The sequence below is a fragment of the Brevundimonas sp. T2-11 genome (assembly GCF_055397675.1).
This window is the reverse complement of record NZ_AP027920.1, coordinates 1913608-1936018: the sequence shown is the minus strand read 5'-3', so window position 1 is coordinate 1936018 and position 22411 is coordinate 1913608. Positions and strand designations below refer to the sequence as shown.

20 protein-coding genes and 4 tRNA genes are annotated in these 22411 nt (G+C 66.4%); 12 read left to right on the top strand and 12 right to left on the bottom strand.

Going from position 1 to position 22411, the window contains the following annotated elements:
• Positions 1–2: 2 nt before the first annotated feature.
• Together ACZ5XO_RS09635 and phaC are read right to left on the bottom strand one after the other, a co-directional pair.
• The gene (locus ACZ5XO_RS09635; protein ID WP_464162143.1) at positions 3–380 is read right to left on the bottom strand and encodes a hypothetical protein; all 378 of its coding nucleotides are present in this window, start codon (positions 378–380) and stop codon (positions 3–5) included.
• Complete coding sequence (phaC, locus tag ACZ5XO_RS09630; RefSeq protein ID WP_464162142.1) at positions 377–2344, bottom strand: class I poly(R)-hydroxyalkanoic acid synthase; 1968 nt, start codon at positions 2342–2344, stop codon at positions 377–379. The genes ACZ5XO_RS09635 and phaC overlap by 4 nt, the downstream gene beginning before the upstream one ends.
• A 64-nt stretch (positions 2345–2408) precedes the next feature.
• Here phaC and ACZ5XO_RS09625 point away from each other — a divergent pair, with 64 nt between their 5' ends.
• From ACZ5XO_RS09625 to ACZ5XO_RS09595, 7 genes are all read left to right on the top strand, one after another.
• Positions 2409–2873: a hypothetical protein gene (locus ACZ5XO_RS09625; protein WP_464162141.1), complete on the top strand. Its 465-nt coding sequence runs from the start codon at positions 2409–2411 to the stop codon at positions 2871–2873.
• A 63-nt stretch (positions 2874–2936) separates the two neighbouring features.
• Entirely contained in the window at positions 2937–4739 is a 1803-nt protein-coding gene (gene recJ / locus ACZ5XO_RS09620; protein ID WP_464162140.1) for a single-stranded-DNA-specific exonuclease RecJ, read from the top strand.
• A gap of 106 nt (positions 4740–4845) precedes the next feature.
• Positions 4846–4920 (top strand) — tRNA-Glu (locus tag ACZ5XO_RS09615).
• Positions 4921–5079: 159 nt separating this feature from the next.
• A tRNA-Glu gene (locus ACZ5XO_RS09610) sits at positions 5080–5154 on the top strand.
• A 186-nt stretch (positions 5155–5340) separates the two neighbouring features.
• Positions 5341–5868 carry a cold-shock protein gene (locus ACZ5XO_RS09605; protein ID WP_464162139.1) on the top strand — a complete coding sequence of 176 codons (528 nt, stop codon included), beginning with the start codon at positions 5341–5343 and terminating at the stop codon, positions 5866–5868.
• Positions 5869–5893: 25 nt separating this feature from the next.
• Positions 5894–6370 carry a DUF192 domain-containing protein gene (locus ACZ5XO_RS09600; protein ID WP_464162138.1) on the top strand — a complete coding sequence of 159 codons (477 nt, stop codon included), beginning with the start codon at positions 5894–5896 and terminating at the stop codon, positions 6368–6370.
• Between the two features lie 67 nt (positions 6371–6437).
• Positions 6438–6514: transfer RNA gene (locus ACZ5XO_RS09595), tRNA-Pro, on the top strand.
• A gap of 155 nt (positions 6515–6669) precedes the next feature.
• On the opposite strand, the gene ACZ5XO_RS09590 is transcribed toward ACZ5XO_RS09595, so the two are convergent.
• The 4 genes from ACZ5XO_RS09590 to ACZ5XO_RS09575 form a co-directional block, all read right to left on the bottom strand.
• On the bottom strand, positions 6670–8166 hold the full coding sequence (locus ACZ5XO_RS09590) for a GSCFA domain-containing protein (RefSeq protein ID WP_464164893.1): 1497 nt from the start codon (positions 8164–8166) through the stop codon (positions 6670–6672).
• Positions 8167–8209: 43 nt separating this feature from the next.
• Positions 8210–9067, bottom strand: coding sequence for a Kdo hydroxylase family protein (locus ACZ5XO_RS09585; RefSeq protein ID WP_464162137.1), 858 nt, complete (start codon positions 9065–9067; stop codon positions 8210–8212).
• Between the two features lie 222 nt (positions 9068–9289).
• Positions 9290–10822: a GSCFA domain-containing protein gene (locus tag ACZ5XO_RS09580; protein WP_464162136.1), complete on the bottom strand. Its 1533-nt coding sequence runs from the start codon at positions 10820–10822 to the stop codon at positions 9290–9292.
• Positions 10823–10987: 165 nt separating this feature from the next.
• Positions 10988–11698, bottom strand: a complete 711-nt coding sequence (locus ACZ5XO_RS09575; RefSeq protein WP_464162135.1) for a polysaccharide biosynthesis/export family protein — start codon at positions 11696–11698, stop codon at positions 10988–10990.
• 121 nt (positions 11699–11819) lie between these two features.
• On the opposite strand from ACZ5XO_RS09575, the gene ACZ5XO_RS09570 reads away from it, so the two are divergent.
• Together ACZ5XO_RS09570 and ACZ5XO_RS09565 are read left to right on the top strand one after the other, a co-directional pair.
• On the top strand, positions 11820–13265 hold the full coding sequence (locus tag ACZ5XO_RS09570) for a GumC family protein (RefSeq protein ID WP_464162134.1): 1446 nt from the start codon (positions 11820–11822) through the stop codon (positions 13263–13265).
• 46 nt (positions 13266–13311) lie between these two features.
• The gene (locus ACZ5XO_RS09565; RefSeq protein ID WP_464162133.1) at positions 13312–14028 is read left to right on the top strand and encodes a P-loop NTPase family protein; all 717 of its coding nucleotides are present in this window, start codon (positions 13312–13314) and stop codon (positions 14026–14028) included.
• Here ACZ5XO_RS09565 and ACZ5XO_RS09560 read toward each other — a convergent pair.
• The 5 genes from ACZ5XO_RS09560 to ACZ5XO_RS09540 are packed head-to-tail and all read right to left on the bottom strand — an operon-like array spanning position 14025 to position 19648.
• A complete protein-coding gene (locus tag ACZ5XO_RS09560) occupies positions 14025–14975 on the bottom strand; it encodes a glycosyltransferase family 2 protein (RefSeq protein WP_464162132.1) in 951 nt (316 codons plus the stop codon). The two genes, ACZ5XO_RS09565 and ACZ5XO_RS09560, sit on opposite strands and share 4 nt — an antisense overlap.
• The gene (locus tag ACZ5XO_RS09555; protein WP_464162131.1) at positions 14972–15715 is read right to left on the bottom strand and encodes a polysaccharide deacetylase family protein; all 744 of its coding nucleotides are present in this window, start codon (positions 15713–15715) and stop codon (positions 14972–14974) included. Before ACZ5XO_RS09555 ends, ACZ5XO_RS09560 begins: the two co-directional genes overlap by 4 nt.
• A complete protein-coding gene (locus ACZ5XO_RS09550; RefSeq protein WP_464162130.1) occupies positions 15712–16644 on the bottom strand; it encodes a glycosyltransferase family 2 protein in 933 nt (310 codons plus the stop codon). The genes ACZ5XO_RS09555 and ACZ5XO_RS09550 overlap by 4 nt, the downstream gene beginning before the upstream one ends.
• A complete protein-coding gene (locus ACZ5XO_RS09545; RefSeq protein WP_464162129.1) occupies positions 16641–18092 on the bottom strand; it encodes an oligosaccharide flippase family protein in 1452 nt (483 codons plus the stop codon). The genes ACZ5XO_RS09550 and ACZ5XO_RS09545 overlap by 4 nt, the downstream gene beginning before the upstream one ends.
• Positions 18092–19648, bottom strand: a complete 1557-nt coding sequence (locus ACZ5XO_RS09540) for an exopolysaccharide biosynthesis polyprenyl glycosylphosphotransferase (RefSeq protein WP_464162128.1) — start codon at positions 19646–19648, stop codon at positions 18092–18094. Before ACZ5XO_RS09540 ends, ACZ5XO_RS09545 begins: the two co-directional genes overlap by 1 nt.
• A gap of 136 nt (positions 19649–19784) precedes the next feature.
• On the opposite strand from ACZ5XO_RS09540, the gene ACZ5XO_RS09535 reads away from it, so the two are divergent.
• Positions 19785–19876, top strand: a tRNA-Ser gene (locus ACZ5XO_RS09535).
• A gap of 13 nt (positions 19877–19889) precedes the next feature.
• On the opposite strand, the gene ACZ5XO_RS09530 is transcribed toward ACZ5XO_RS09535, so the two are convergent.
• Entirely contained in the window at positions 19890–20099 is a 210-nt protein-coding gene (locus tag ACZ5XO_RS09530; RefSeq protein WP_464162127.1) for a hypothetical protein, read from the bottom strand.
• 205 nt (positions 20100–20304) lie between these two features.
• Here ACZ5XO_RS09530 and ACZ5XO_RS09525 point away from each other — a divergent pair, with 205 nt between their 5' ends.
• Both ACZ5XO_RS09525 and ACZ5XO_RS09520 read left to right on the top strand, forming a co-directional pair.
• A complete protein-coding gene (locus ACZ5XO_RS09525) occupies positions 20305–21480 on the top strand; it encodes a glycosyltransferase (RefSeq protein WP_464162126.1) in 1176 nt (391 codons plus the stop codon).
• Positions 21470–22252, top strand: a complete 783-nt coding sequence (locus tag ACZ5XO_RS09520) for a hypothetical protein (protein WP_464162125.1) — start codon at positions 21470–21472, stop codon at positions 22250–22252. The genes ACZ5XO_RS09525 and ACZ5XO_RS09520 overlap by 11 nt, the downstream gene beginning before the upstream one ends.
• Positions 22253–22411 lie beyond the last annotated feature (159 nt).

Below are 22411 nucleotides of genomic sequence, written 5' to 3'. Positions count from 1 at the left end.
GCTCAGCCCGCCTGACGCGCCCGCAGGGCCGACTGCACCGTCACGCCGAACCAGACGGCGCCGATGATGATCAGCAGGCCGTAGTCATGGCCGGGGAAGAAGACCGGAGCGGCGGCGGCGAAGATCAGCACCAGCGGGAAAAGGCTGGCCCAGACGGCCGTCGAGGCGGCCTCGGCATGAATCATCGGCGGGCGTTGAACGCCGGTGCGCCTGGCCATCATGCCGTTGAAGACGACGAACAGAACCGTGCAGACCACGGCCAGCAGGACATACTTCAAGGTGTTGCCCGGTTCGCCGAATAGGCTGGCGGTGGTGACCAGAAGGGCGAGCGGGACGGCGGTGGCCAGGGCCAGCAGCAGGTTGGGTTCGATACGCTTCAAGACTTCACTTTCACATAGGCGCCGGGCGCGGGCTCGATGGGCTTGAGCGCGCCGGTCTTCGGGTCGCGGGCGGGAATCTGTTCGCCGGATTTGTCGCGCAGCCAGGCGGCCCAGTGCGTCCACCAACTGCCGGGATGCTGTTCAGCGCCCGCTTGCCATTCTGCGAGCGTTTCGGGAAGGGCGGGGTTGGTCCAGTGCTGGTATTTGTTGGCGGCGGGCGGGTTGATGACCCCTGCGATGTGGCCCGATCCGGCCAGGGTGTAGGTCACCGGGCCGCCGAACAGCCGCGCCGAGCGATAGACCGAGTTCATCGGGGCGATGTGGTCCTCGCGGCTGGCCAGGAAGTAGAGCGGCGTCTTGACGGTCGACAGGTCGATGGGCTGGCCGCCGATCTCGAACTCGCCCTTGGCCAGGGCGTTGCGGCCATACATCTGGCGCAGGTAGTCGAGGTGCAGGCGCTTGGGCATCCGCGTCTGGTCGGCGTTCCAGAACAGCAGGTCGAAGGCGGGTGGCGCCTTGCCCATCAGATAGTTGGACACGAAGAAGGACCAGATCAGGTCGTTGGCGCGCAGGGCGTTGAAGGTTTCGGCCATGGCCGCGCCGGGCAGGACGCCGCCGGCGGCGTCCATCTGTTGCTCGATCTCGGCCAGCCAGTGCTCGTCGGTGAACAGCAGCAGGTCGCCAGCCTCGGCGAAGTCGTGCTGGGCGGCGAAGAAGGTGGCGGAGGCGACGCGCTCGTCCCTGTTCGCGGCCATGTGGGCCAGGGCTGAACCCAGCAGGGTGCCGCCGATGCAGTAGCCGACGGCGTTGAGCTGCTTCTGGCCGGTCTGCTCCAGCGTCTTTTCGACAGCGCGATAGACGCCCTTGTGCAGATACTCCTCGAAGCCGAACCCGGCCTTGTCCTGATCCGGGTTGACCCAGGAGCAGACGAAGACGGTGAAGCCCTGGGCCGACAGCCAGCGGATCAGCGAGTTCGCCGGCTGCAGGTCCATGATGTAGAACTTGTTGATCCACGGCGGGAAGATCAGCAGCGGGATGGCGGCCTGCGTCTCGGTCGCGGCGTCGAACTGGATCAGTTCGAACAGTTCGTCGCGCCAGACCACCTGACCGGGGGCGGTGGCGACGTTCTCACCGACCTTGAACCGGCCGTAGTCGGCCTGACTGATCTTCAGCTTGCCGTTTCCGCGCTCCAGATCGGCGGCGAAGTTCTGCATCCCCTTCACCAGCGACTCGCCGCCGGTCTCGGCCAGGGCCTTGAGCGCCGCCGGGTTGGAGGCGAGGAAGTTGGAGGGGGAGAAGGCGTCGGTCAGCAGGCGGGTGAAGAACTCGGCCCGGCGCTTCACGCGCGGATCGACGTCTTCGACGCTGGCGACCAGGCCGTTCATCCAGTCCGAGGTGACCAGATAGGACTGGCGCATGACGTCGAAGACGGGGTTTTCGCTCCAGGCCGGGTCGCGGAATCGCTTGTCGGTCGAGGGGGCGGGGGCGACCTCTTCGCCCATGGCGCGACGGGCGGTCGTGGACCACAGGTCCATATAGCGGCCGAACAGGTCGGCCTGGGCCTGGAACAGCTTCTCGGGGCGGGCGGCCAGGCTGGCCATGACCGAGGTCATGGCCGGGGCCACGTTGAACGGGTCGGGCGACAGGGCGGCGGGGCGGTCGGCCTGCGACAGGGCGGCCTCGGCGATGGCCGACTGGGCCGTCATGGCCGCCTTGGCCAGGTTCAGCGACAGGGTTTCCAGCAGTTGCCGCTGATCGGCGCCGAAGGCGAAGGGATCGGCGGGGGCCTCGGGCTGAGGCGGGGTCTGCGGCTGCGCTTCAGCCGTAGCGGGCGATTCGGGCGCGGCGTCTGGCGGCGGGGCCTTCCTGGTGCGAGGCTTGGCCGAGGTCGGGCGACCCGACTTGCGCGGCGCCGCCGCGGCGGGCAGCGGGGAAGGGGGAGCCTTGGTCGGGCGTTTGGCCATGGGCGAACCTCTGGAACGGGCGCGCGTCGGGTCGCGAGCCTTCCTCCGGGCGCGATGATGGCATATGACCGGGGGTGAGATGAACGTGTTCCTGTCGAAAAAGACGATCCTGCCGGCGATGATCGGCGTGCTGTTGCTCACGAGCGGCTGCGTGGGGTCGTTCGACCCGCAGACGGATGCTGCGTCGCCTCTGGCGCCGCGTATTCAGCAGTTGGTGGATGCGCATCGGGAATACCCGCGCTGGGCCGATTTTCCGGCGACGCCGGAGGACCTGCCGCAACCGGCCCAGGTGGCGATGAACGTCAGGGCGCTGGACGCCGGCAGCGCCGCGCTGGCGACCCAGGTGGCGGCCATCGACTGGACCATGGACACTGATCCGGCGGCCTTCGCCGAATCCATCAGCCGCCGCTTTGATCCGGCCAAGATGGCCCCGATCGGCGCGCAGACGCCGGAAGAGGTCGAGGCCTTCGCCGAGACCTTGCGCCGTCGCGCCGCCGCGCCGCCGCCGATCGACCGCCCGCGACCCTGACGGGGCGCCTGTCGTGTGAACGACAGAATCCCGGAATGATGGCCGGGCTGACAAGGATTCCCTATGGCTGACGGTGGAAACAGTCCCGCCTTCCTCAATGTGTCGCGCTCTTTGTCGGGGCGCGCCTGGCGGCAGCGGCCGGCCGAGGCCGGGACCATCCGCGCCCATATGCAGGCTCTGGATCTGGACGAACCGATGGCGCGGGCCCTGGCGGCGCGCGGGGTGGCGGCGGATCAGGGGCGGAACTTCCTGACGCCGACGCTGCGCGCCCTGTTCCCCGACCCTTCCAGCTTCATGGACATGGACACGGCGGCCAGCGCCATCGTCGACGCCTTGCAGGCCGGCAGCAGCATTCACGTCTTCGCCGACTATGACGTGGACGGCGCCTCCAGCGCGGCCCTGCTGGTGCGCTGGTTCCGCACTTTCGGGGCGGACCTGCCCATCTATGTCCCCGACCGTCTGACCGAGGGTTACGGCCCCAGTGCGCGGGCCTTCGACACGCTGAAGGCGCGAGGCGCCGATCTGGTCGTCACCGTGGACTGCGGGGCGGCGGCCAATGAGGCGGTGGCCCACGCCGCCGCCATCGGTCTGAAGGTCGTGGTCATCGACCACCACATGATGCGCGAGGAGCCGCCGGCCTGTCTGGCCGTGGTCAATCCGAACCGGCCGGGATGCAACTCGGGGCAGGGCAATCTGGCGGCGGCGGGGGTGGTCTTCGTCCTGCTGGCGGCGCTGAACCGCGAGGCGCGGGCGAGGGGCCTGTTTGAGGGCAGGGCCGAGCCGGACATCCGCCAGTGGCTGGACCTGGCCGCCATGGGCGCCATCTGCGACGTGACCGGCCTGACGGGCTTCAACCGGGCCCTGACCAGTCTGGGCCTGAAGGTCATGTCGGACTGGAAGAATCCGGGGCTGAGGGCCCTGCTGACCGCCGCCGGGGCCGAGCCTGGTCCGGCCAAGTCCAATCATGCGGGCTTCATCCTGGGGCCGCGCATCAATGCGGGCGGGCGGATCGGCAAGTCGGATCTGGGGGCGCGCCTGCTGTCCACCGACGATCCTGATGAGGCCAGGATGCTGGCGCAGGAACTGGACGGGCTGAACATCGCCCGGCGCGAGGTTGAGGCCCAGGTGACGGAGCAGGCCGTGCGCCGGGTCGAGGCGACGGGCGCGCACGCCGACGAGTCGGCCCTGGTCGTGGTCTCGGGCGAGGACTGGCATCCCGGCGTGGTCGGAATCGTGGCGGGGCGACTGCGCGAACGCTGGCGTAAGCCGGTCATCGTCATCGGCGTCGACGCGATCAATGGCGTGGGCAAGGGATCGGGCCGGTCGCAGCCTGGCATGAACCTGGGCCGGGCCGTGCAGGCGGCCTGGAACGAGGGCGTGCTGATCGCCGGCGGCGGTCACGCCATGGCGGCGGGCCTGACCGTGGCGGCTGACCGCATCGATGAGCTGCGCGCCTTCCTCAACGACCGCCTGTCGGGCGAGCGGGCCGAGGCCGTGGCCCAGGACTGGGTCGAGGTGGACGCCCTGATCGATCCGCGCGCGGCGACCCGTGACCTGTTCGAGGCCTTCGAGCAGCTGGCGCCCTATGGTCCCGCCAATCCCGAGCCCCTGTTCGCCCTGCAGGGCGTGCAGGCGCGCGAACCGGTCGCCATGAACGGCGGTCATGTGCGGTGTCGTCTGGTCGGGCCGGACGGGGCCTCGGTGCGGGCCATCGCCTGGCGATGCGCCGACCTGCCCGGGGGCAAGGCTCTGCTGGCGGGGCAGGGCGGGCTGAACCTGGTCGGGCGGCTGAAGGCCGACGACTGGAATGGTCGCCGCGGGGTGCAGTTCGAGATCGAGGACGTGGCCGACCCACGCATGGCCTGAGGTTCGACGTTGCCGAGCGCAGGTCTTTGAAAAAGTCGTACAAACTGCGCAGCAAGCGCTTGCAAGCGACGGAATCGACGGCTATTACCCCGGTCCTCCGCGCAGCGGTCCCTTCGTCTATCGGTTAGGACGTCAGGTTTTCAACCTGAAAAGAGGGGTTCGACTCCCCTAGGGACTGCCACGCGGAGCCTTCTGCTTCCCCTGCATCGACAGCCTCCATTGTCCCGCAAGGGGCCGTTTTCGCGCGCATGGCGCGTCGGCGAAGTCTTTGTTCGGAAAGTTGAAAAACAGACTTGCGTCGTCTGAAGAGGGCGGCTATCAGACCACTCCTCCGCGCAGCGGTCCCTTCGTCTATCGGTTAGGACGTCAGGTTTTCAACCTGAAAAGAGGGGTTCGACTCCCCTAGGGACTGCCACGCGGAGTATTTTCCCTCCCCGACATCGACACCGTTTTTCAGGCCGCCGCATGCATTCGTGCGCGGCAATGCGTGGCGTGGGCTTAAAATCGTCATTTTTGTTTTTCCGCCGTTCACAGAACCGTGTTAATCATGACCTCTGCACGCTTTGCAGGCGGGGGTTGTGAGTTGTCGAATTTCGACGAAATGGAAACGCTGGACGTTGTTCTGATCGCCGGTCGGGTGAAGTGGTTCGATCCCGGCAAGGGCTATGGCTTTATCGTCCCTGACGAGCCGGACATGACCGAGCTCAAGGATGTGCTGCTTCACGTCAGCAGCCTGCGTGACAGCGGTCATGAGGCGGCGGCCGAGGGCGCAACCATCACGTGTGAATGCGCGCGCCGTCCAAAGGGCTGGCAGGTGGTTCGCGTCGTCGATCTGGGCGAGGGCGCGCCGACGCCCGTCCGTCGGGATGCGCCGCGTTCGGCGTCGCCGCGTCCGGTTTTCGAAATGACCGGCGACGGGCCGCTGGAGACGGCGGTCGTCAAATGGTTCAATCGCACCAAGGGCTATGGATTCGTGGTGCGTGACAGCGCAGCCGGCGATATCTTCGTCCATGTGGAAACGCTGCGCCGTTGCGGGCTGGATGACCTGGCGCCGGGCGACGCGGTGCAGGTGCGGTTCGCCGACGGCCCCAAGGGCCTGGTGGTCGCCGAGATCAGACCGGGCGAATAGGTTTCGCCCCTTGAAGGGCGAAGGCATGCATTTCTCGCGTCGTATCCTGCTGGCGGGCCTCCTTGCCGTGGCGGGCCTGGCCTCGGCCTGCGCGCCCAAGGGGCCCGTTGATGCGGCGGGGCGGCCGCTGGAACCGCTGAGCATCGTCACCGCCTCGGGCGAGCACAGGTTCATGGTCGAGATCGCCGACGATGACGCAGAACGCGAGCGCGGCCTGATGTACCGCCCGCCGCTGGAAGACGACCGGGGGATGCTGTTCCAGTTCCCGGCGGCCAGCGAGCAGAGCTTCTGGATGAAGAACACGCCCAGTTCGCTGGACATCATCTACATCGACCCACAAGGCCGGATTGTCTCGATCGCCAGCCACGCCACGCCCCATTCGCAAACCCCCTTGCCCTCGAACGGCGCGGCCAACGGGGTGCTGGAACTGCGTGCCGGCCGTGCCGAAGAGATCGGCGCCAGGCCGGGCGACCAGGTTCGCCACAGCTTCTTTCGTCCCTAGGGGAGATTGAGCCCTTCAATACGTTGCGGTGCGCCCTCGCCCGTGCCATGAGGGCGCTCCATCGGTTCGGGGTGTAGCGCAGCCTGGTAGCGCATCTGGTTTGGGACCAGAGGGTCGGAGGTTCGAATCCTCTCGCCCCGACCATGGATTAGCCCGTTTGGGCTGGGTGGTATGGCTGCGGGTTGCGCGGCCTTGAACCACGACTGGCCCCGGGCGGTATGATCCGAGAACTGCAGCTTCCATCATTCTCGGCGCGAGGCCGAGAATGATGGGGGGATTCAACGTAGAATTCGCCCGACTTAGGCGGGCTCTCCCGTGGTCTCCGCCAGGAAGGTCTTGGCGCGGCCTTCCTGACCTGCGGCCTTGGCGGTGTTGACGTAGGGATCCATGAAACGCGCCCGCAGCTGATCGAGGTCGTTTCCAGCGACCCCTCGGATAATCGTTTCATAGAGGTCCAGGGCTTCGTCAAACCGACGCATGCGGGTGCAGATGACGGCCTTGGCGTGGATATTGCCGCGCTTTGTAGGAGCGATTTCCAGGGCGCGATCAATCGCGGCATAGGCGTCCTCGAGACGTCCGGCGGTTCTATAGGCGGTCGCCAGGACCGCATAGGCGCCATAGCTGTCGCCGCCATGGGCGGTGGCCTTCTCGGCCGCAATGACAGCTTCGTCGTAGCGTTTTTGCCTCAGGAGGAAGGTCGCGTGATTCATATGAATCAAGCCTTCGGCAGGGGCCATGTCGGTCGCCTGTTTGAAGGCCTCGCCAGCCTCGTCGATCTGCCCCTTCTTGGCCAAGGCCTCGCCTTTGTACATGAGCGTCAGGGCGTCGGCGACCAGGCCGGATTTCGGAGCCTGTTTCCGGTTCTCCGAATAGGCCTCCATCATGGCCAAGACGTTGTAGCGAACGATCTCGTCGGAGGCGTGCAACTGATCGGGCGCCCATGCATGGCTGCGCTCCGACAGGGTCACGGATTCGAAGCTGGGGAAGTAGGTCACGTTGTCATGGGCCGTCGCGAAGGCTTCGACCGCAGCTCTTTGAACCGCCTTGGAATAGGTATTGGCGATCATCGCGTCCTGGCCCGAGAAGGTGCTCTTGAGCGCGACAGGTGAAACGGTGACGAGGATGTTCACATCGGGATTGCCGTGATCCATCAAGAGCTTCCTGATGGCCTCCAGGCAGGTCAGGATCTGGTTGTAGTCCAGGCGGTGGAACTCGAAGCGGTTCGGCTCGGTCCGTTGGATGGTCGCCGGGGGGACGCCGTTCCCGTAGAGCCGGGATGTCGTGTCGAACCAGGCTTCGGCGAGGCCGAGCGTCATGATGAACACATCCGCTCGCGCGGCGGTCTTGAAATACTCCGTCACCTTTTCGCGACGGTAGAGAACGCGCTCCAGAGATGCGGGCGCGATCGTATTATTGAGATGAGGGTCCCACCATTTCCCGTTCGACAATTCGACGAGATTGCTCTGACTCCAGCGCGTATGCGGGTCGATGGCGAAGCGCAGTTCGTTGAGGATGGATTGCACCACGTACTTGTTCAGCACGCCGCTGACGTCAACGCCGGTGAAATCGCTGTCGTCGTGGGAAAGTTCAAAATAGCGGGCAGCGAAATCGAAGCCGTTGGCGGCCAGCTGCTTCTCGATGTTTCGTGCGAAACAGGAACCGACGGTGAAGACGAAGTCGTCGGGCTTGATGACGAAGGGCGCGTCGAAAGCGGGACGTGCGATCGGAGAAAACCGGGCGGCCTGACTGTCGGCGTCCGACGGCCAGCGCGAGATTTCGGATTTCCGATTCTTCATGGCTTCGGTGAGCGTGAGAGTCTGAATCGGCATGACGATTTCCTTAGGCGACCTTGAAGCCAAGCGTCCGCTCGCGGAACGCATCGGTGATGTTGAGGTAGTGACGGTCGGGATTCTGCATCGAGGCGGGATCAACCCAGAAGTCGATGGAGACGGCCCGTCGTCCATAGAAGATCTGGTGAGACACCTGTCGGCTATCGACGATCCAGGCCTCGCCCGGGTCGAAATAGAGGACGTGCCGGGGCTGATCATCCCACCATTGGGCCGTGGGGCCGAAGGCGGCGTTCTTGATTTCCTTCCAGACGTTGGCGCGGCTTGAAGTCGCCAGTCTGTCTCGTGGAATGCGATCGCCGAAACGCTGGATCATGTCATCGACCGCCCAACTGGTCTGCCAAATGCGCGGCTGTCGGTCCAGGTTAATGAACATCCTGGCGAAATGCTGAGGATATTCATCGGCGTAAGTGTCCGTGTGCATGTCCTCGTTGTGAATGAGGTTCAGGCGCCACGCGGACCGGCGGGCCGTAAACGAATAGCCTGAAAACAGCCGATCATAGATAGGCAGGGCCACATCGTAGAATTTTCTGATTTGAGGCCGAATGGCCTCCTGAAGGGCCAGCGGAATTCCACCGCGCGTGAAGTGTTTGTCCAGGGCGGTATCGACGCCGTTCCGGTCTGGCGTTGCGATCGAACCGAGTTTCTTGAGTTCCGGGTATTGATCCGTCGGAACGGATTCCCAGAAGTCGAAGTCGATATCGAAACGCAGGTCAGGAAAGGTCAGAACCTTTCCTGCCTCATAGGCGGGAACGATAGAAGGAATGTCCGGCAGCGGAGTCTGGGTGGAAACGCCAGGAACGGCCTGAAAATAATCCGGAAGAGCCGGGTGTTTGAAGATAGTGGCCAAGCCGTTCTCCATAAGCCTTGATCATGCCGCGCATCGCCACGGACGCCTTTGCGGAAAAGGCGAAGTCACGACTGCGACGAGATGATCGTCCTCAGTTCACGCGAAGTAGGTCAATCCGTTCGTCAAAGTCGAGACCAACCGCTTCGATGCTGACGTCCCATGGCCCTCGATGCAATGGAAGGCCGCGCCATGACCGCCTGTGATTTCGCCAACCAGCCGAAATCAGAGCCTTTGCAGGTCTCGCTTTGCGGCTGCATGGTCAGGCATGAGGCGCAGGGCTTCTGTCAGAAGGGCGCGCGCCTCGTCTGTCTTTCGATGACGGATCAGTTCCGAACCCAGGCGCCAGTGGTGATCCGGCGTCGCAGGATCAAGCCTCAGGGCTTCACGCAGATAGTGGACGGCGCGCGTACTGTTGCGGATCCGTGCGTAGCCCAAGCCTAGCTTGTAGTTCAGGCGAGCGTCGTCCGGCAGGTAGTGCAGAGCCAGCTCCAGGATTTCCACACCCCGTTCCGGGTTCTTGGCGCGCAACAGGGCGACGCCGTAGTCGGTGTAGATGCGTCCGAGATCAGCGTTGCTGAACGCGGCTCGATCTGACGGTACGAGCGCGCTGTAGATGATCGCGGCCTTGTCGTTGTGGCCCTTGCGGAAAGCGGCCTCGGCCTGGAGCAGACGCTCCGCCGGGGTCATGCGCTGCACCTTTCCGATCAGGGCTGACCGTTCCTTATCCGCCTCGGTCGGTTCCGGCGTGATCGTCGTCTTTTCTTCAGGCTGCTTGGGCTGAACGCCGAGCGAGGGGCAATAGGCGAAAAGGACCGTGTCCATGATGAAGCCGACGATTTCCGGATTCACATGGATGTTGTCGGTCCAGTAGGCGCGCGAGCGGTCTGTCAGGGTGACGATCTCGTAGGAAGGGAAATAGTCCACGTCGTCGTGAGCTGCGGCGAAGGCGCCGCAGGCGGCGCGCTGGACGCTCTTGCTGTAGGTGTTGGCGATCAGGGCGTCGTCGCCCGTGAAGGTCGCCTTGAAGGGCACCGGCGAGGTGGTGATGAGGATCTTGGTGTCCGGCGCGCCGTATTTGCGGACCAGGGCGTGAATGCGTTCCAGCGACTGGATCACGTCGTCGTAGGACAGGACGTCCAGCGCGAACCGCTCCGGGGAGAGGTTGCGGACCGAGGGCGGCGGCGCCCCGTTCAGATAGAGGTTGGTTTCAAGGTCGAACCAGCTCTCGGCCAGGCCGAGGGTGATGATGAAGACCTTGCTGGTCGCCAGGTCCCGCATGGCCGCCATGGCCTGGGCGCGACGGTCGGCGACGCGCTCGAAGGGCGCCGGCGGCAGGTTGACGCCCAGATGCGGATCGACCCAGAGGCCGTCGTCGGTTTCGAGGAAAAGCGTGCGCTGGTCGAAAGGCAGGCCTTCGAAGGCCCAGCGGATCTCGTTCTCCATCGAATGGACGGAGTACTTGTTGAGCACGTCGTTGGGCGTCGAGGTGATGCGTTCCTCGGCGGGTACGTTGACCTTGAGCATCGGCAGGTCGAAGCCGAGGCTGGACAGGTGCTTTTCGATCTCACGGGCGAAGCAGGAACCCAGAGTCAGAATGCGGTCGCCGGGAGCGAAATAGAAGCTGGCGACCGGCATGGCTGCGGCAATGCCGGCGAGTCGCGAACGAGGCTTGCGACCGTCCGGCCAGGCCGAGCGGCGAAGGTTCTTGTGCAGGTTTTCGAACGCCTGAGCCCCGGCGATGCGTTGAAGCGGCAAAACTCACTCCCATGAATCTGGAGCGCCATGCAGCCGCTCTCGAATCGACGATGTAACCTAATGCCCGGCCTGAGTCGTCAGGACCAGCGTCCTGGGGCCGCGAGAAATGGCGATCTCTCTGGACGGGGGCGACAGAGATGGACGGCTGCGGTCTTGTCCGCCGTGTCAGGTCGAGGCGTAACCGCCGTTCAGCGCATAGCTGAAACCGATCGGCAGGGCCGAACGGAACAGGGTGAAGAAGGCGGCCAGTTCGCCCAGGGTCGAACGCGGTACGAAGATGATGTCGCCGCGGTGCATGGTCACGACCTCGGCCTTGCGCGGGCGAAGATCGATGGTCCGCATCATGCGCACGCCGCCCGGACCGCGACGGATCAGCGCGGCCTGGCTGGAGCGGGCCGAAGGCAGGAAACCGCCGGCCATGATCACGGCCTGATAGGCGTCGATATCGCCAGGCATGTCGAACACGCCCGGATTGCGTACCTCGCCGTCGACCCAGACCTTCAGCGGGCCAGCGAGGCGCAGGGTGACCTCGACGTCTGGCCGGCGCAAGTGGGCGGCGTAGCCCTCGGCGATATCGGCTTCCAGTTCGGCCAGGGTGCGATCAGCGGCCATGACGTGACCCAGCAGGGGCAGGGAGACCCGGCCGTCCGGGCCGATCTTGAGCTGTCGTGTCAGTTCGCTTGCGGTCGGCGTGGCGACCTCGATCTCGTCGCCGGGAAAGAGCAGGTACTCGGGGGCGATATCCGTCCATGGCGCAAAGGGGAGACCTGTCGAGGCGGCGGTTTCCATCGGCGGCGCCGTCTCGTTTCGACCGCTGGCGCAGCCTGCCAGGCCGGCGGCCAGGCCCATCAGGATGAGGCGGCGGTCAAGGATCATGGGACGTGAGCAGCCATTGTTGCGAATGACGGTGAAGCTGGACCCTTATGGGTAACGGCTGGTTAACGCGGGTCATTCAAGGGTGTGTCTGAAAGTTTCCTGGAATGGATTTCGTCGACCCATGCGTCTGAACTCCCGAGCAGCAGCCCGTCCGCGCTACGGCGTCCTTGACGTCGTGACGCTGCTGTTTCGCGAACTGGTGCTGATGGTGCTGGTGTTCGTCGTCCTGTTCGCCCTAGGCGCAGCGGCGGTGCTGACGCTGAAAAAGAGTTTCACGGCGGGGGCCAGCCTCTTCGTGGGCGTGGGTCAGGAATATGTCTACCAGCCGCGCGTGGGGCTGAGCGATCGCGGCGCGCCGCCGACCAGCGCCGAAGTGACCCAGTCGGAAGCGGCCATTCTCAACAGCCTCGAGGTCAAGCGCCGGGTCGTCCGCGCCATGGGCGTCGAGAGTTTCCAGGAGGGCGGAGCCGTGCCCTCGGACCCCGTGAAACAGGAAGAAGCAGCCGTTCGCGCCGTCGGCGCCGGCCTGGATGTGTCTGTGACGCCGCTGAGCCCGGTCGTCGGCCTGACCTACAAGAGTGATGATCCGGACCTTTCCGCGCGGGTGCTGAACACCATTATCGACCAGTATCTGACCTATCGGCGCGAGGTCTTCCAGGACCGCGCCACGCCGGCGATCCAGACCCAGCGTCGGGCGTTCGAGGATGAACTGGCGGCGGCTGACCGCGCTTACGAGGATTTCCTGCGCACCAATAACATTGGTGATTTCGCCACCGCCAAGGCGACCTTGGGCGCGACCTATCAATCCATCTTCGCCGAGCGCATGGCGGTGCAGGCGCAACTGAACCAGGCGGCCCAGCGGCTGAACACCCTGGCCGCGCAACAGAGGCGGACGCCGGCTGAAATCGCCCTGCAGCAAGACCTGAACATTTCCGCCCAGGATCAGATCCTGCAACTGCGCACCCAGCGTGAGGAGCTGTTGAGCCGTTATCAGGCCGACGCCCAGCCCGTGCGCGAAATCGAGACGCGGATCGCCCAGCTGCAGGCCTACGTCGGCACCGGCACGGCGGTGGGCGCCAAGGAGGTCCGCACGGGGCCCAACCCCGTCTGGGTCGAGCTGGAGACCACGCGGATCAACGCCCAGGCCGAACGGGACGCCCTGGCGGCGCGGCTGGCGGTGCTGGACCGGCAGGTGGTGGATCTGCGGACGCGGCAGTCCCAGCTGACCGAGCTGGAATCGCGCAATGCCACCCTGGCCGGCAACCGTGAAGTCCTGACGGCTTCCATCCGCGAATTCCAGCAGCGCGAGACACAGAGCCGGGCCGACAATGAACTGGTCAAGGCCGGCGCTGACAATGTCACGGTCATCGAGCGCGCCCAGCCGCCGTCCAAGGGCAAGAGCCTGAAGGCGCCGCTGATGATCGCCGCCTTCCTGTTCGCGGGCTTCACCGCCCTGTGCGTGGGTCTGATCCGAGTCTTCCTGCGTCGGGGCTTCGTCCTGCCGTCCACGGCCAGCCGCACGCTGCAGATGCCGGTTCTGGCCGTCACGCCGATGAAGAACGCCTGAGACCCTCAAGCGGAGCGGCTCGTGCTAGGCTCCTGACGAATAACGAGTGCGTACCGATTCGATGGTCGATCTGACGACTGAAATGGCGGGTTTGTGGGCGGCTCTCGGGCCGGCCCCGGCGCATCGCGGGCGCGTGATCCAATTCGCCTCGGCCTGCACCGGCGACGGGGTTTCGACGGTCGCTCGCGAGTACGCCCGTCTGGCCGCCGTGCGTGCGCGCAGGCCTGTCTGGCTGGTCGACGGGGATCTGAGCCAGCAGGGGCAGATGGACGCGATCGCGGCGGAGCCTGAACGGTTTGGCCGTCTGGCGGCTCCGGTGAAGGCGTCGCCCGACGGTTCGGCTTTCTACGCGGTGACGCCGGCCATGCGCGGGCGTGACGGCCTGCCCGTGCCGCCGGCGCGCCTGATGACGGCGAGGGCCTGTCTGGGAGGGCGGCTGTTCGTCACGCGCTTCCATACGGAGTTGCTGCGCGCCGGCCAACGTGTCGAGCCCGTCGGCGAGGCGCGCTACTGGACCGCCTTGCGCGCCCATGCGGACACCGTGGTGATTGATACGCCTGCCGCCGACCGGAGCGACATGGCCATCGCCCTGGCGCCCTTTGTGGACGCCACGGTTCTTGTGGTCGCGGCTGAGACCACGGCGGCGGATGAGTCGGTCGCCCTGCGCGACGAGATCGACGCCGTGGGCGGTCATATCGCGGGCATGGTGATGAACCGGTCGACCTGGTCGCCTCCGCCGATCCTGAAACGGCTGGTCGGCTAGGCCGTTCGTCCTCGATCGAGGCGGGCCAGCTCCTGCGAGCCATAGAAGCGCGGCTCGAAGCCCTTCATCCAGCACAGTTTTCCCAGACCGCGCGCGGCGCGATCCAGAATGTCGGCGCGTTTCGGATCGCGGGTCAGGATCAGAGGCAGGGCGACAAGACTCCAGACGGCTGTCTGGAGCGCGCCGATGATCATCCAGCGCGCCACCGCGGGCCAGTCGCGGGCCGCGGCGGCTGTCTGGCTGGGCCCCTGTCCATAGGCGAAGGCGCGGGTCAGGGCGTAGCGCAGGGTGGCCCGGTGCGGAGGGGCGAATTCGTCCACCCAGGCCTCTGCAGCCCAGCCAAAGCGACCCCCGCGACCCGCCAGGGCGGCGAATAGGGCGTCGTCCTCGCCCCCGGTCTGATCTGCGGAAACATTGAATGGGGCGCCGCCCGGCAGGGCGGTCGCGCGCACCAGCAAGGCGTTGCCGCAGCCGTAGGGATGGTCGATCAACTGCGACTGCGCCGGGCCTTCGCGGCCGAAGAAGCGCTCCAGATAGGGGCTGGTCCAGCCGGTTCCGTCGGGCACGCGACCGCGGATGGGACCGAAGACGGCGTCGGCGCCGGTGATCGCCTGTCCAGCCAGCAGGGCCGCCAACCAGCCGGGCGAGGCGGCTTCGTCGTCGTCGAGGAAGGCGATCAGGGGCGCCGTGGTCGCGGCCAGACCTTCATTGCGAGCGGTGGCGACGCCGGGGCGCGGGACGTGGCGCCAGACCAGGGGCACGGGCGAGGCGGGACGAAGGCGGTCCACCGTCTCGCGCGAACTGGCCAGAGGATCGTTGTCGACGATGACGATCTCGCCCAGACGATCGGCGACCCCGGTCTGGACGAACAGGGAGCGCAGGGCGCGCTCCAGGCTGTCGGGGCGGCGCAGGGTCGGGATGACGACGGCGACGTCAGGCGGGGTCATGCGGCCAGAACCTCGCCCACGGTCCGGATGTCGCACCCGGCCCGTCGTGCGTGGGCGATCAGGCGCGACAGGGCGTCGGGCGAGCAGCCCCAGGCCGAATGCGCCTCGCGCACGTCATGGGTATAGAGGAGCAGCCAGGCGTTCTCGGCGACGGCGCGCTGGATCCAGGCCTGGGCGACCGATTCGCCGTCAGCGCCTTCTATGCCGACGCCGGGCAGTTGGTTCAGATCGTCGCCGTCACGGACCAGGGCCTTGTGAACGCCCCGCAGCGAGTTGTAGCGACCCGCCAGAAGACCCTTGGCGCGGGGCGAGACCTCGCCATAGGGGTAGGCGAAGTGGATGGGGGCGGCGCCGAGGCCGCGCAGGGCCGTGTCGTTGGCCTCCAGATCGGCGACCAGTTCGTTCTCGGGCGTCCGGTGGCAGTCCAGATGGCCGAAGGTGTGGCCGGCGACCTCATGTCCGCGCCGGATCAGGTCGCCGACTTCAGTGGTGGCGGCGAAACGACCCATGTGCCCTTCCTGGCCGAACAGTCCGGCGCAGACGTAGAAGGTGCCGCGTGCGTCATGCGCTTCCAGGGTCTCGGCGCCGGCATGGGCGGCGCTGGCGGGGATGTCGTCGAAGGTGAAGCTGACGGTCGGGCAGGTCAGGTTCAGGCGGGCCGGGCGGCGATGAGTCAGTCGGGCGAAGCGACGGCGCAGCTTGCCCTTCAGGCTGAGGTCCGGGGTATAGGGCTGGATCATATCGCCTCCGCATAGAGGGCGGCCCGATAGAGCCGCAGGCTGAAGGCGCGCAAGGCCGCAGGCAGGGGCGACAGCCGGGCGGTCTGCTTGAACAGAGGACGGATCGCCTTCAGGCCCGGCACGGCCCTGAGGGCCTTCGCCACGCGATAGCTGGGATAGGTTGAGACGAAGTCGGGATGTCGCGCGACGACACGGGCGAAGTTGGACGCCGACTGTTCGTACTTGGCGGCCAGGGTCTCGACCGTGTCCAGGCCCATGTGGGTGGCGGTGTTGTCCAGATGCAGGACCGGGAAGCGGCGGGAAACGCGCATGGCCCATTCGACGTCTTCCCAACCCCAGCCGGAGAAACCGGGATCGAAGGCCTCGGCCTCGAACACGTCGCGACGGACCAGCAGGTTGGATGTGAAGACGTGCTTTTCCGGCTGCAGGGCGCGCTGGTCATGGGACAGGCAGTCCGAACGCGCGGCCATCTGGCGGTGGACGGCGAAGCGGGCGTCGTCGGGGGCCTGCAGCAGGGAGAAGCCGCCAAACGCCACGGCGGGCGCCTGTTCGGCCGTCAGTCGCGCCCAGGTCTGCAGGAATCGGTCGTGGTCGGGACGCATGTCGCTGTCGAGAAACAGCAGGCTGGCGCCGCGTGCCGCCGAGGCCAGGCGGTTGCGGCCGATCGAGCGGCCTTCGTTCGCGGCCAGGGTGATCAGGCGAACGGGCAGGGCGAGGGCGTCGATCTGGGCCGTGAGGCGAGCGGTCAGGGCGGGATCGGCCGTGCCGTCGTCCAGCAGGATCAGCTCGACCTGACCGCTCAGCGCCGCAGCTTCGCGGTCGAGCAGGGCCAGCAGTTCGGCGGGGTCGTCACGCAGGAAGGGGATCAATACGGACAGGGCGGGTCGGCCCCTGGTCCAGGCGGGGTTGTCATGCAGGCGCGCGGTCATGCTGTCGCCCTGCGTGCGCGCACGGCGCCGATCAGGCGGCGGCCGAGGTCGCGGACGCCGCCGGCGTTCAGGCCCCAGGCGCAGACGCCGTAGACGGCCGCGCCAACCGAAGCGTCCAGCATCAACTCGGCGAAACCCCCGATGGGCGGCAGGAACCAGACGACGACGGCCATGACGCCAGCCGCCAGACTGCAGCGGACAAGGGCGTTCCAGGGAACCGGAAGGGCCAGGATGCGGCGCCCGATGGACATGGATGCGATCAGGCCGACCGCGAAGCTGGCGGCCGTGGCCCAGGCGGCGCCCAGAACGCCGAAATGCGGGATCAGCAGCAGGTTCAGCGCCACATTGGTCAGGGCGGGAACGCTCATGGCCAGCAGCAGCCAGCCGGTGCGACGGCCCAGGGTGAAGGCCTGGTGGAAATAGTAGACGGTCACGCCGGACAGGAAGGCCGACAGGGCGATCCAGGGCGTGACCAGGATGGCGGCCTCGCGCAGGTCTTCGCCGATCATGAACTCCGACAGCGGGCGGGCCACCAGGGCGACGCCGACGGCGGCGGGCAGGCCGATCAGGACCAGGGTCGAGGCCTGCTCGCGGGCGGCGGCGGTCAGCTGATCGCGTCCGCCGCGTTCCAGGGCCATGACCAGGGCCGGCGTGCCCGCCGTGCCGAGCCAGATGAACAGAACATCCAGGGTCCGGTTCGCGATGCTGTAGCCTGCGTGGTAGGCGCCGACCGCCGCCTCATCGAGGAAGAGGGCCAGCAGGAAGCGGTCGGTCGAGGCCAGGACCACGGCCAGACCCAGGGAGGCGGCGATCGGATAGCCGTAGACGGCGTAGGATTTCAGTCGCTGGACATCCACCACGCCCTGGCGCGCCTCGCGCAGTTCGCCCGGAAGGAAGAAGGGCATGGCCATCAGCGGGGCGATCAGCAGACCCGCCAGCGGCGAGGCGCCGCCCGCGCCGGCCAGGGCGAACACAGCCCCGACGATGAAGCCGGCGACGCCGTTCCAGATGTCGAGAGTGGCGGCCTTGCGCACTTCGCCCGCCGCTCGATAGCGCTCCTGCGCCAGCTTGGCGAAGCAGCGGACCGGGATGCCGATCAGGGCGACGGCCAGAGGAAAGCGGAAGGCGTCCGGCATGGGCCACAGCCAGACGGCCAGACCGACCACGGGCAGGAAGACGGCCGTGACGATGAAGGCGGTGCGATACAGGCTGGCGAAGTGGCTGGCCATGTCCGCGCCTTCGCGTTGGGCCGCCCAGAAGCGGGCCATGGCGGCCTCCAGCCAGCTGAAGGTCGCGACATGGGCCAGGGTCATGACCGACAGGGCCAGGGCGTAACGCCCGTAATCCTCGGCGCTTAGAAGGCGCGTGAAGACGATGATCGTCAGGAAACCGATCACGCCCTGCAGGATATTGGCGGGCAGGTAGCCCAGCACTCCGCGCCAGAACATCAGCGCACCGACGCTCGGTCGCCCAGCAGGACGGGAATGGTGACGAAGATCACCCAAAGGTCCAGCCAGAAGGACTGGCGCTCGATGTAGTCGATGTCCAGCTGCACGCGACGACGAACCTCCGCCTCGGTGTGCATAGGGCCGCGCGATCCCTTGATGGCGGCCCAGCCGGTCATGCCGGGCTTGATGCGGTGGCGGTGAGCGTAGTCGGCGACCAGCCGTGCGGATTCGGTTTCACCGGTCTTCATGCCGATGGCGTGGGGACGAGGTCCGACCAGGGACATTTCGCCGCGTACGACATTCAACAGCTGAGGCAGTTCATCGAGACTGCTGACCCGTAGGAAACGGCCGACGCGGGTGATGCGGTCATCATCCGCCGTGACCTGTCGGGCGGCGGTGGCGTCGGCGGCTTCGTGGCGCATGGTCCGGAATTTCCAGACCACGATCTCTTCCTGGTTGAAGCCGTGGCGACGCTGACGGAACAGGACCGGCCCGGGACTGTCCAGACGCACCAGAGCGGCGATCAGCAGCAGGAAGGGGGCCAGCAGGACCAGGCCGACGGCGCCCAGAACCACGTCCTGAAGGCGTTTGTGGAAGGCGCGACGGTCCGGCGACGAGCCGGCGTGCATCAGGGCCAGCGGGGCCTGGGCCAGGCGTTCGAGCACGGCGTTGCGTTGCTCAGCCGCCTTGGGATCGACCAGAAGGGTCAGGGGGATGGGAAGGACGCCGAGGCGCTCGGTCAGTTCGCCGACCCGAGCTTCCGCCTTGGGGTCAATGGCCAGGACGATGCGATCCACATAGGGCGTGAGGCGGTGATTCAGCAGACCGTTCACCTCGCCGAGCACGGGAACGCCTTCGATCGTCCGGGGCGCGCGGGCCATGCGGTCGTCGAAGACGCCAAGCACGTTCAGATCGCGGCGTTGCAGAGCCTCCTTGATCAGGCGCTCGGCGTGCCGGGTCGCGCCCACCACGACGATGTTGGGGGTCAGGGCGCCTGTTCGTCTCCAGCGGGTCACAAGCAGGCTCCAGGTCGCATGCGTGGCGGTCAGAGCCGCCATGGTCGCCAGGCACCAGGCTGCATAGTCGCTCCAGGGGGAGGCGGCTCCGTGAAGTAAAAGGCCCAGGGCGCTCGCGGCCAGACCGCCGGACAGGCCGATGGCGCTGACGCCGGCCAGATGGCCGATCAGACTCTGGCCGCGCGCGAAGCGGTAACGGCCGAGCGACCTCAGCAGGGCCAGGACAGTGAGAGCGCCAAGGCCGAAGGGCGCCGCATCGATCAGCCGGATGGACGCGAATCCGTCTTCTGCGTGCATCAGGGCGGCCAGAAGCGCGATCAACCAGACGCAAACCGTGTCGATTCCGCGAAAATAGAAGACCCTCAGCCGCGCCGAGGCGCGCTGACGACTGTTCAGCCACAGGTCGGGTCGGAAGGGGCCGCGACGCGCCTGGCTGAAGGCGGCCGAATCGCTGTCCCGGTCAACGGAAGCTCGCAGGCTGCGGCTTGCCGTTTCGGCTCCCTGAACCGGGGCGGATATGGAGGATTCGGCGGAAGTCATAAGGCGGAAGATGGAACCTGGATGCGGAGAATGCCGGTATTTGTTGGCACGCGGCCTGTCTATGGCGCGTTAACGCGACAGTTTGCAGCTAACCCGTTGCGCCGCGTCGAAGGACCCGCTATCCACGCCGCCTGCCGGAGACGTGGCCGAGTGGCTGAAGGCAACGGTTTGCTAAATCGTCGTACCCTGTAAGGGGTACCGAGGGTTCGAATCCCTCCGTCTCCGCCAGAACCCTTCCAGATCATTTCTGATTTGCCGTGTCCCCGCGCGCTGAAGCGCGGGGCAGCATGGGACCGGGCGCCTGGCGATTGAGATCGTCAGGCGAGACGCCGTGCTGGCGAAGAATGCGTCGTGCGATATCGGGGGCGCCGATCAGCGGCATCGGTTGACCGAAGGTTTCGCGCCACAGATCATTCAGGTGCGCCTCGTCGGGAGACAGTTGAGGTTTCATGATGCGCCTCGCCTAGCGGTTGCGAGCATTCTAGTCGGACGGGCCGGGGTTGATCGTAAAAGCCTGTAAACCGGCCCCGTGAAGAGGCATCGTGTCGCGCGAGGCCGCGACGGATGCCGAGCCGCTTGCCGCCGTTCGGGGCTTGGCCTAACCCGAGCTTTCCAGACGGAGGGCGGTCGTGCGGGTCTTGATCACAAATATGCGGATGGCCGGTTTCAGCGGGTCGGAAGTGGCGGCTGAGCTGGCTGCCGACGGACTGCGCCGTGCGGGACATGAACCGGTGATCTACGCCCCGGCCTTGGGCGAGCAGGCGGAGCGCATGAGGGTGCGTGGTCACGTGGTCGCCGATCGCCTGAGCGCCATCCCGTTCAAGCCGGATGTGATCCACGCCCAGCATTCCAGTCCGACGCTGATGGCGATGACGGCCTTTCCCGATGTGCCGGCGGTTCACGTCTGTCACAGCGCGCGATTCGCCCAGGAGGCGCCGATCCTCCATCCGCAGGTTCGGCGTTTCGTCGCTGTCGATGACCTGTGTCGACAGAGGTGCCTGGCGGATGGCGCGCCCGCCGATCGTCTGTCGATCGTCCACAACCCCGTCGACCTGTTGCGTTTTGTCGAGCGGCCTCCTTTGCCGGACAGGCCGCGGAAGGCGCTGCTGCTGACCAAGACCAAGGACCAACGCCAGGCCGTGGCCGTGGCCTGCAAGGCGCGGGGCATCGCGTTCGATGAGCTGGGGTCGGCTGTGGGGAATGTCGCCCCGAACCTGGAGGCGATACTGCCGCAGTACGATGTGGTGTTCGCCACGGCGCGGATGGCCCTGGAGGCCGCCGCGGTCGGGTGTGCAGTGATCGTGGCGGACGGTCGAGGCGTGAGGGGGATGCTGACCAGCGACGCCTGGCCTGAGTGGCGGCTGCAGAATCTGGGCGCGAGGCTCTTGGCGGAGCCTGTCACATCCGATGCCTTTATCAAGGCGCTGGACGCCTATGACCCGAAGGATGCGGCCCAGGTCACGCGCCAGGTCCGCGCGGACGCCGATCTGACCGACTATGTGGCGGCCATGACCAGGCTCTACCACGCGGCCATTGAAGAAGGGGTGACGGCTTCTGCATCGGAGTTGAGGGCCGCCAACGCCGCGCTTCTGGAGGACTGGTTGCCGACGCCGACAGAAAGGCCGTGGCGTCAGATGGCGACGGAAAAGAAGTGGGCTCCGGACTGGGGGCGGAATGTTCTGGCCATCGAGGCGCGCCTGGAAGCCGCCGGGGAAAGGCAGAGGATTCGATTGAAGCGTCAGATCGAGGTTCTGGGCGCGGAATTGCTGGATCGGATCAATGGCCTGACCCAGTCCGTCCAGGAAGGGAAGGGGGACGATCATGGTCAATGACAGCCGGACCATGCTGGTGGTCGGCCATCCGGGTCACGAGCTGCACCTGCATCGCTGGATGGAGATCGAGCGTCCTCTGGTCTTCGTGTTGACGGACGGTTCCGGGGGCGCCGGGCGCAGTCGTCTGAACCATTCACGCCAGTGTCTGGCCCGCGTGGGGGCCGCCGGAGGAGCAGTCTTCGGCTCGCTGTCGGACAAGGAATGGTATGCCGCCATTCTGGCGGGCGATCCGGCCCCGTTCGTGGCGGCGGGGGATGTGCTCTGGCGCGCCGGAGCGGAGCGCCGGGTCGAGACGATCGTGTCGGATGCGCCCGACGGCTACAATCCGATGCATGACGCGGCCTTTGATCTGGCGGCGCTCGCGGTCGAAGGCCTCGCCCTGGCGGGCAGGCGCGTGCACCATCTCGTGGTTCCGGCGACAGGCGAGCAACAGACACCGCTGGTTCGCGAAGTCGTGCTGAACGACGAGGCCCTGGCGCGGAAGGAAACCTCCCTGGCGCTCTATGCGCCGCTGGAGCGGGAAATCGAGCAGTTGCGCGGAGAGGGAGCGAACATCGCGGTGGAGCGGCTCTACGCGGTCGCGCCGGCCTGTCGGTCTGATGGAGCGCCGCATTATGAGGTCGTCGGCAAGACGCGAGCCGCCTGTGGCGCCTATACGTCCGTCATTGAGGCCCGCGCGCACTACGAGCCGTTGATGAAGGCCGTCAGAACAAGGCTTCTGGAAAAATGGAGCGCCGAAACGGCGCGTGCGGGAATACCTGAGCACGCGTGAAGGCCCGCCGCAGGTTGCGCTGTAAGGTGAAGGTTGAACTCACCTGTGCGGCGTCATCCGGCGCTTCTGTTTGGCCGGTTGATGCGTGCGACGTTGATTGACGCAATAATTTTGCGCCTTCGTGCGAATTGCTCTTGCCAGTCTCGCAATTGCAATAAA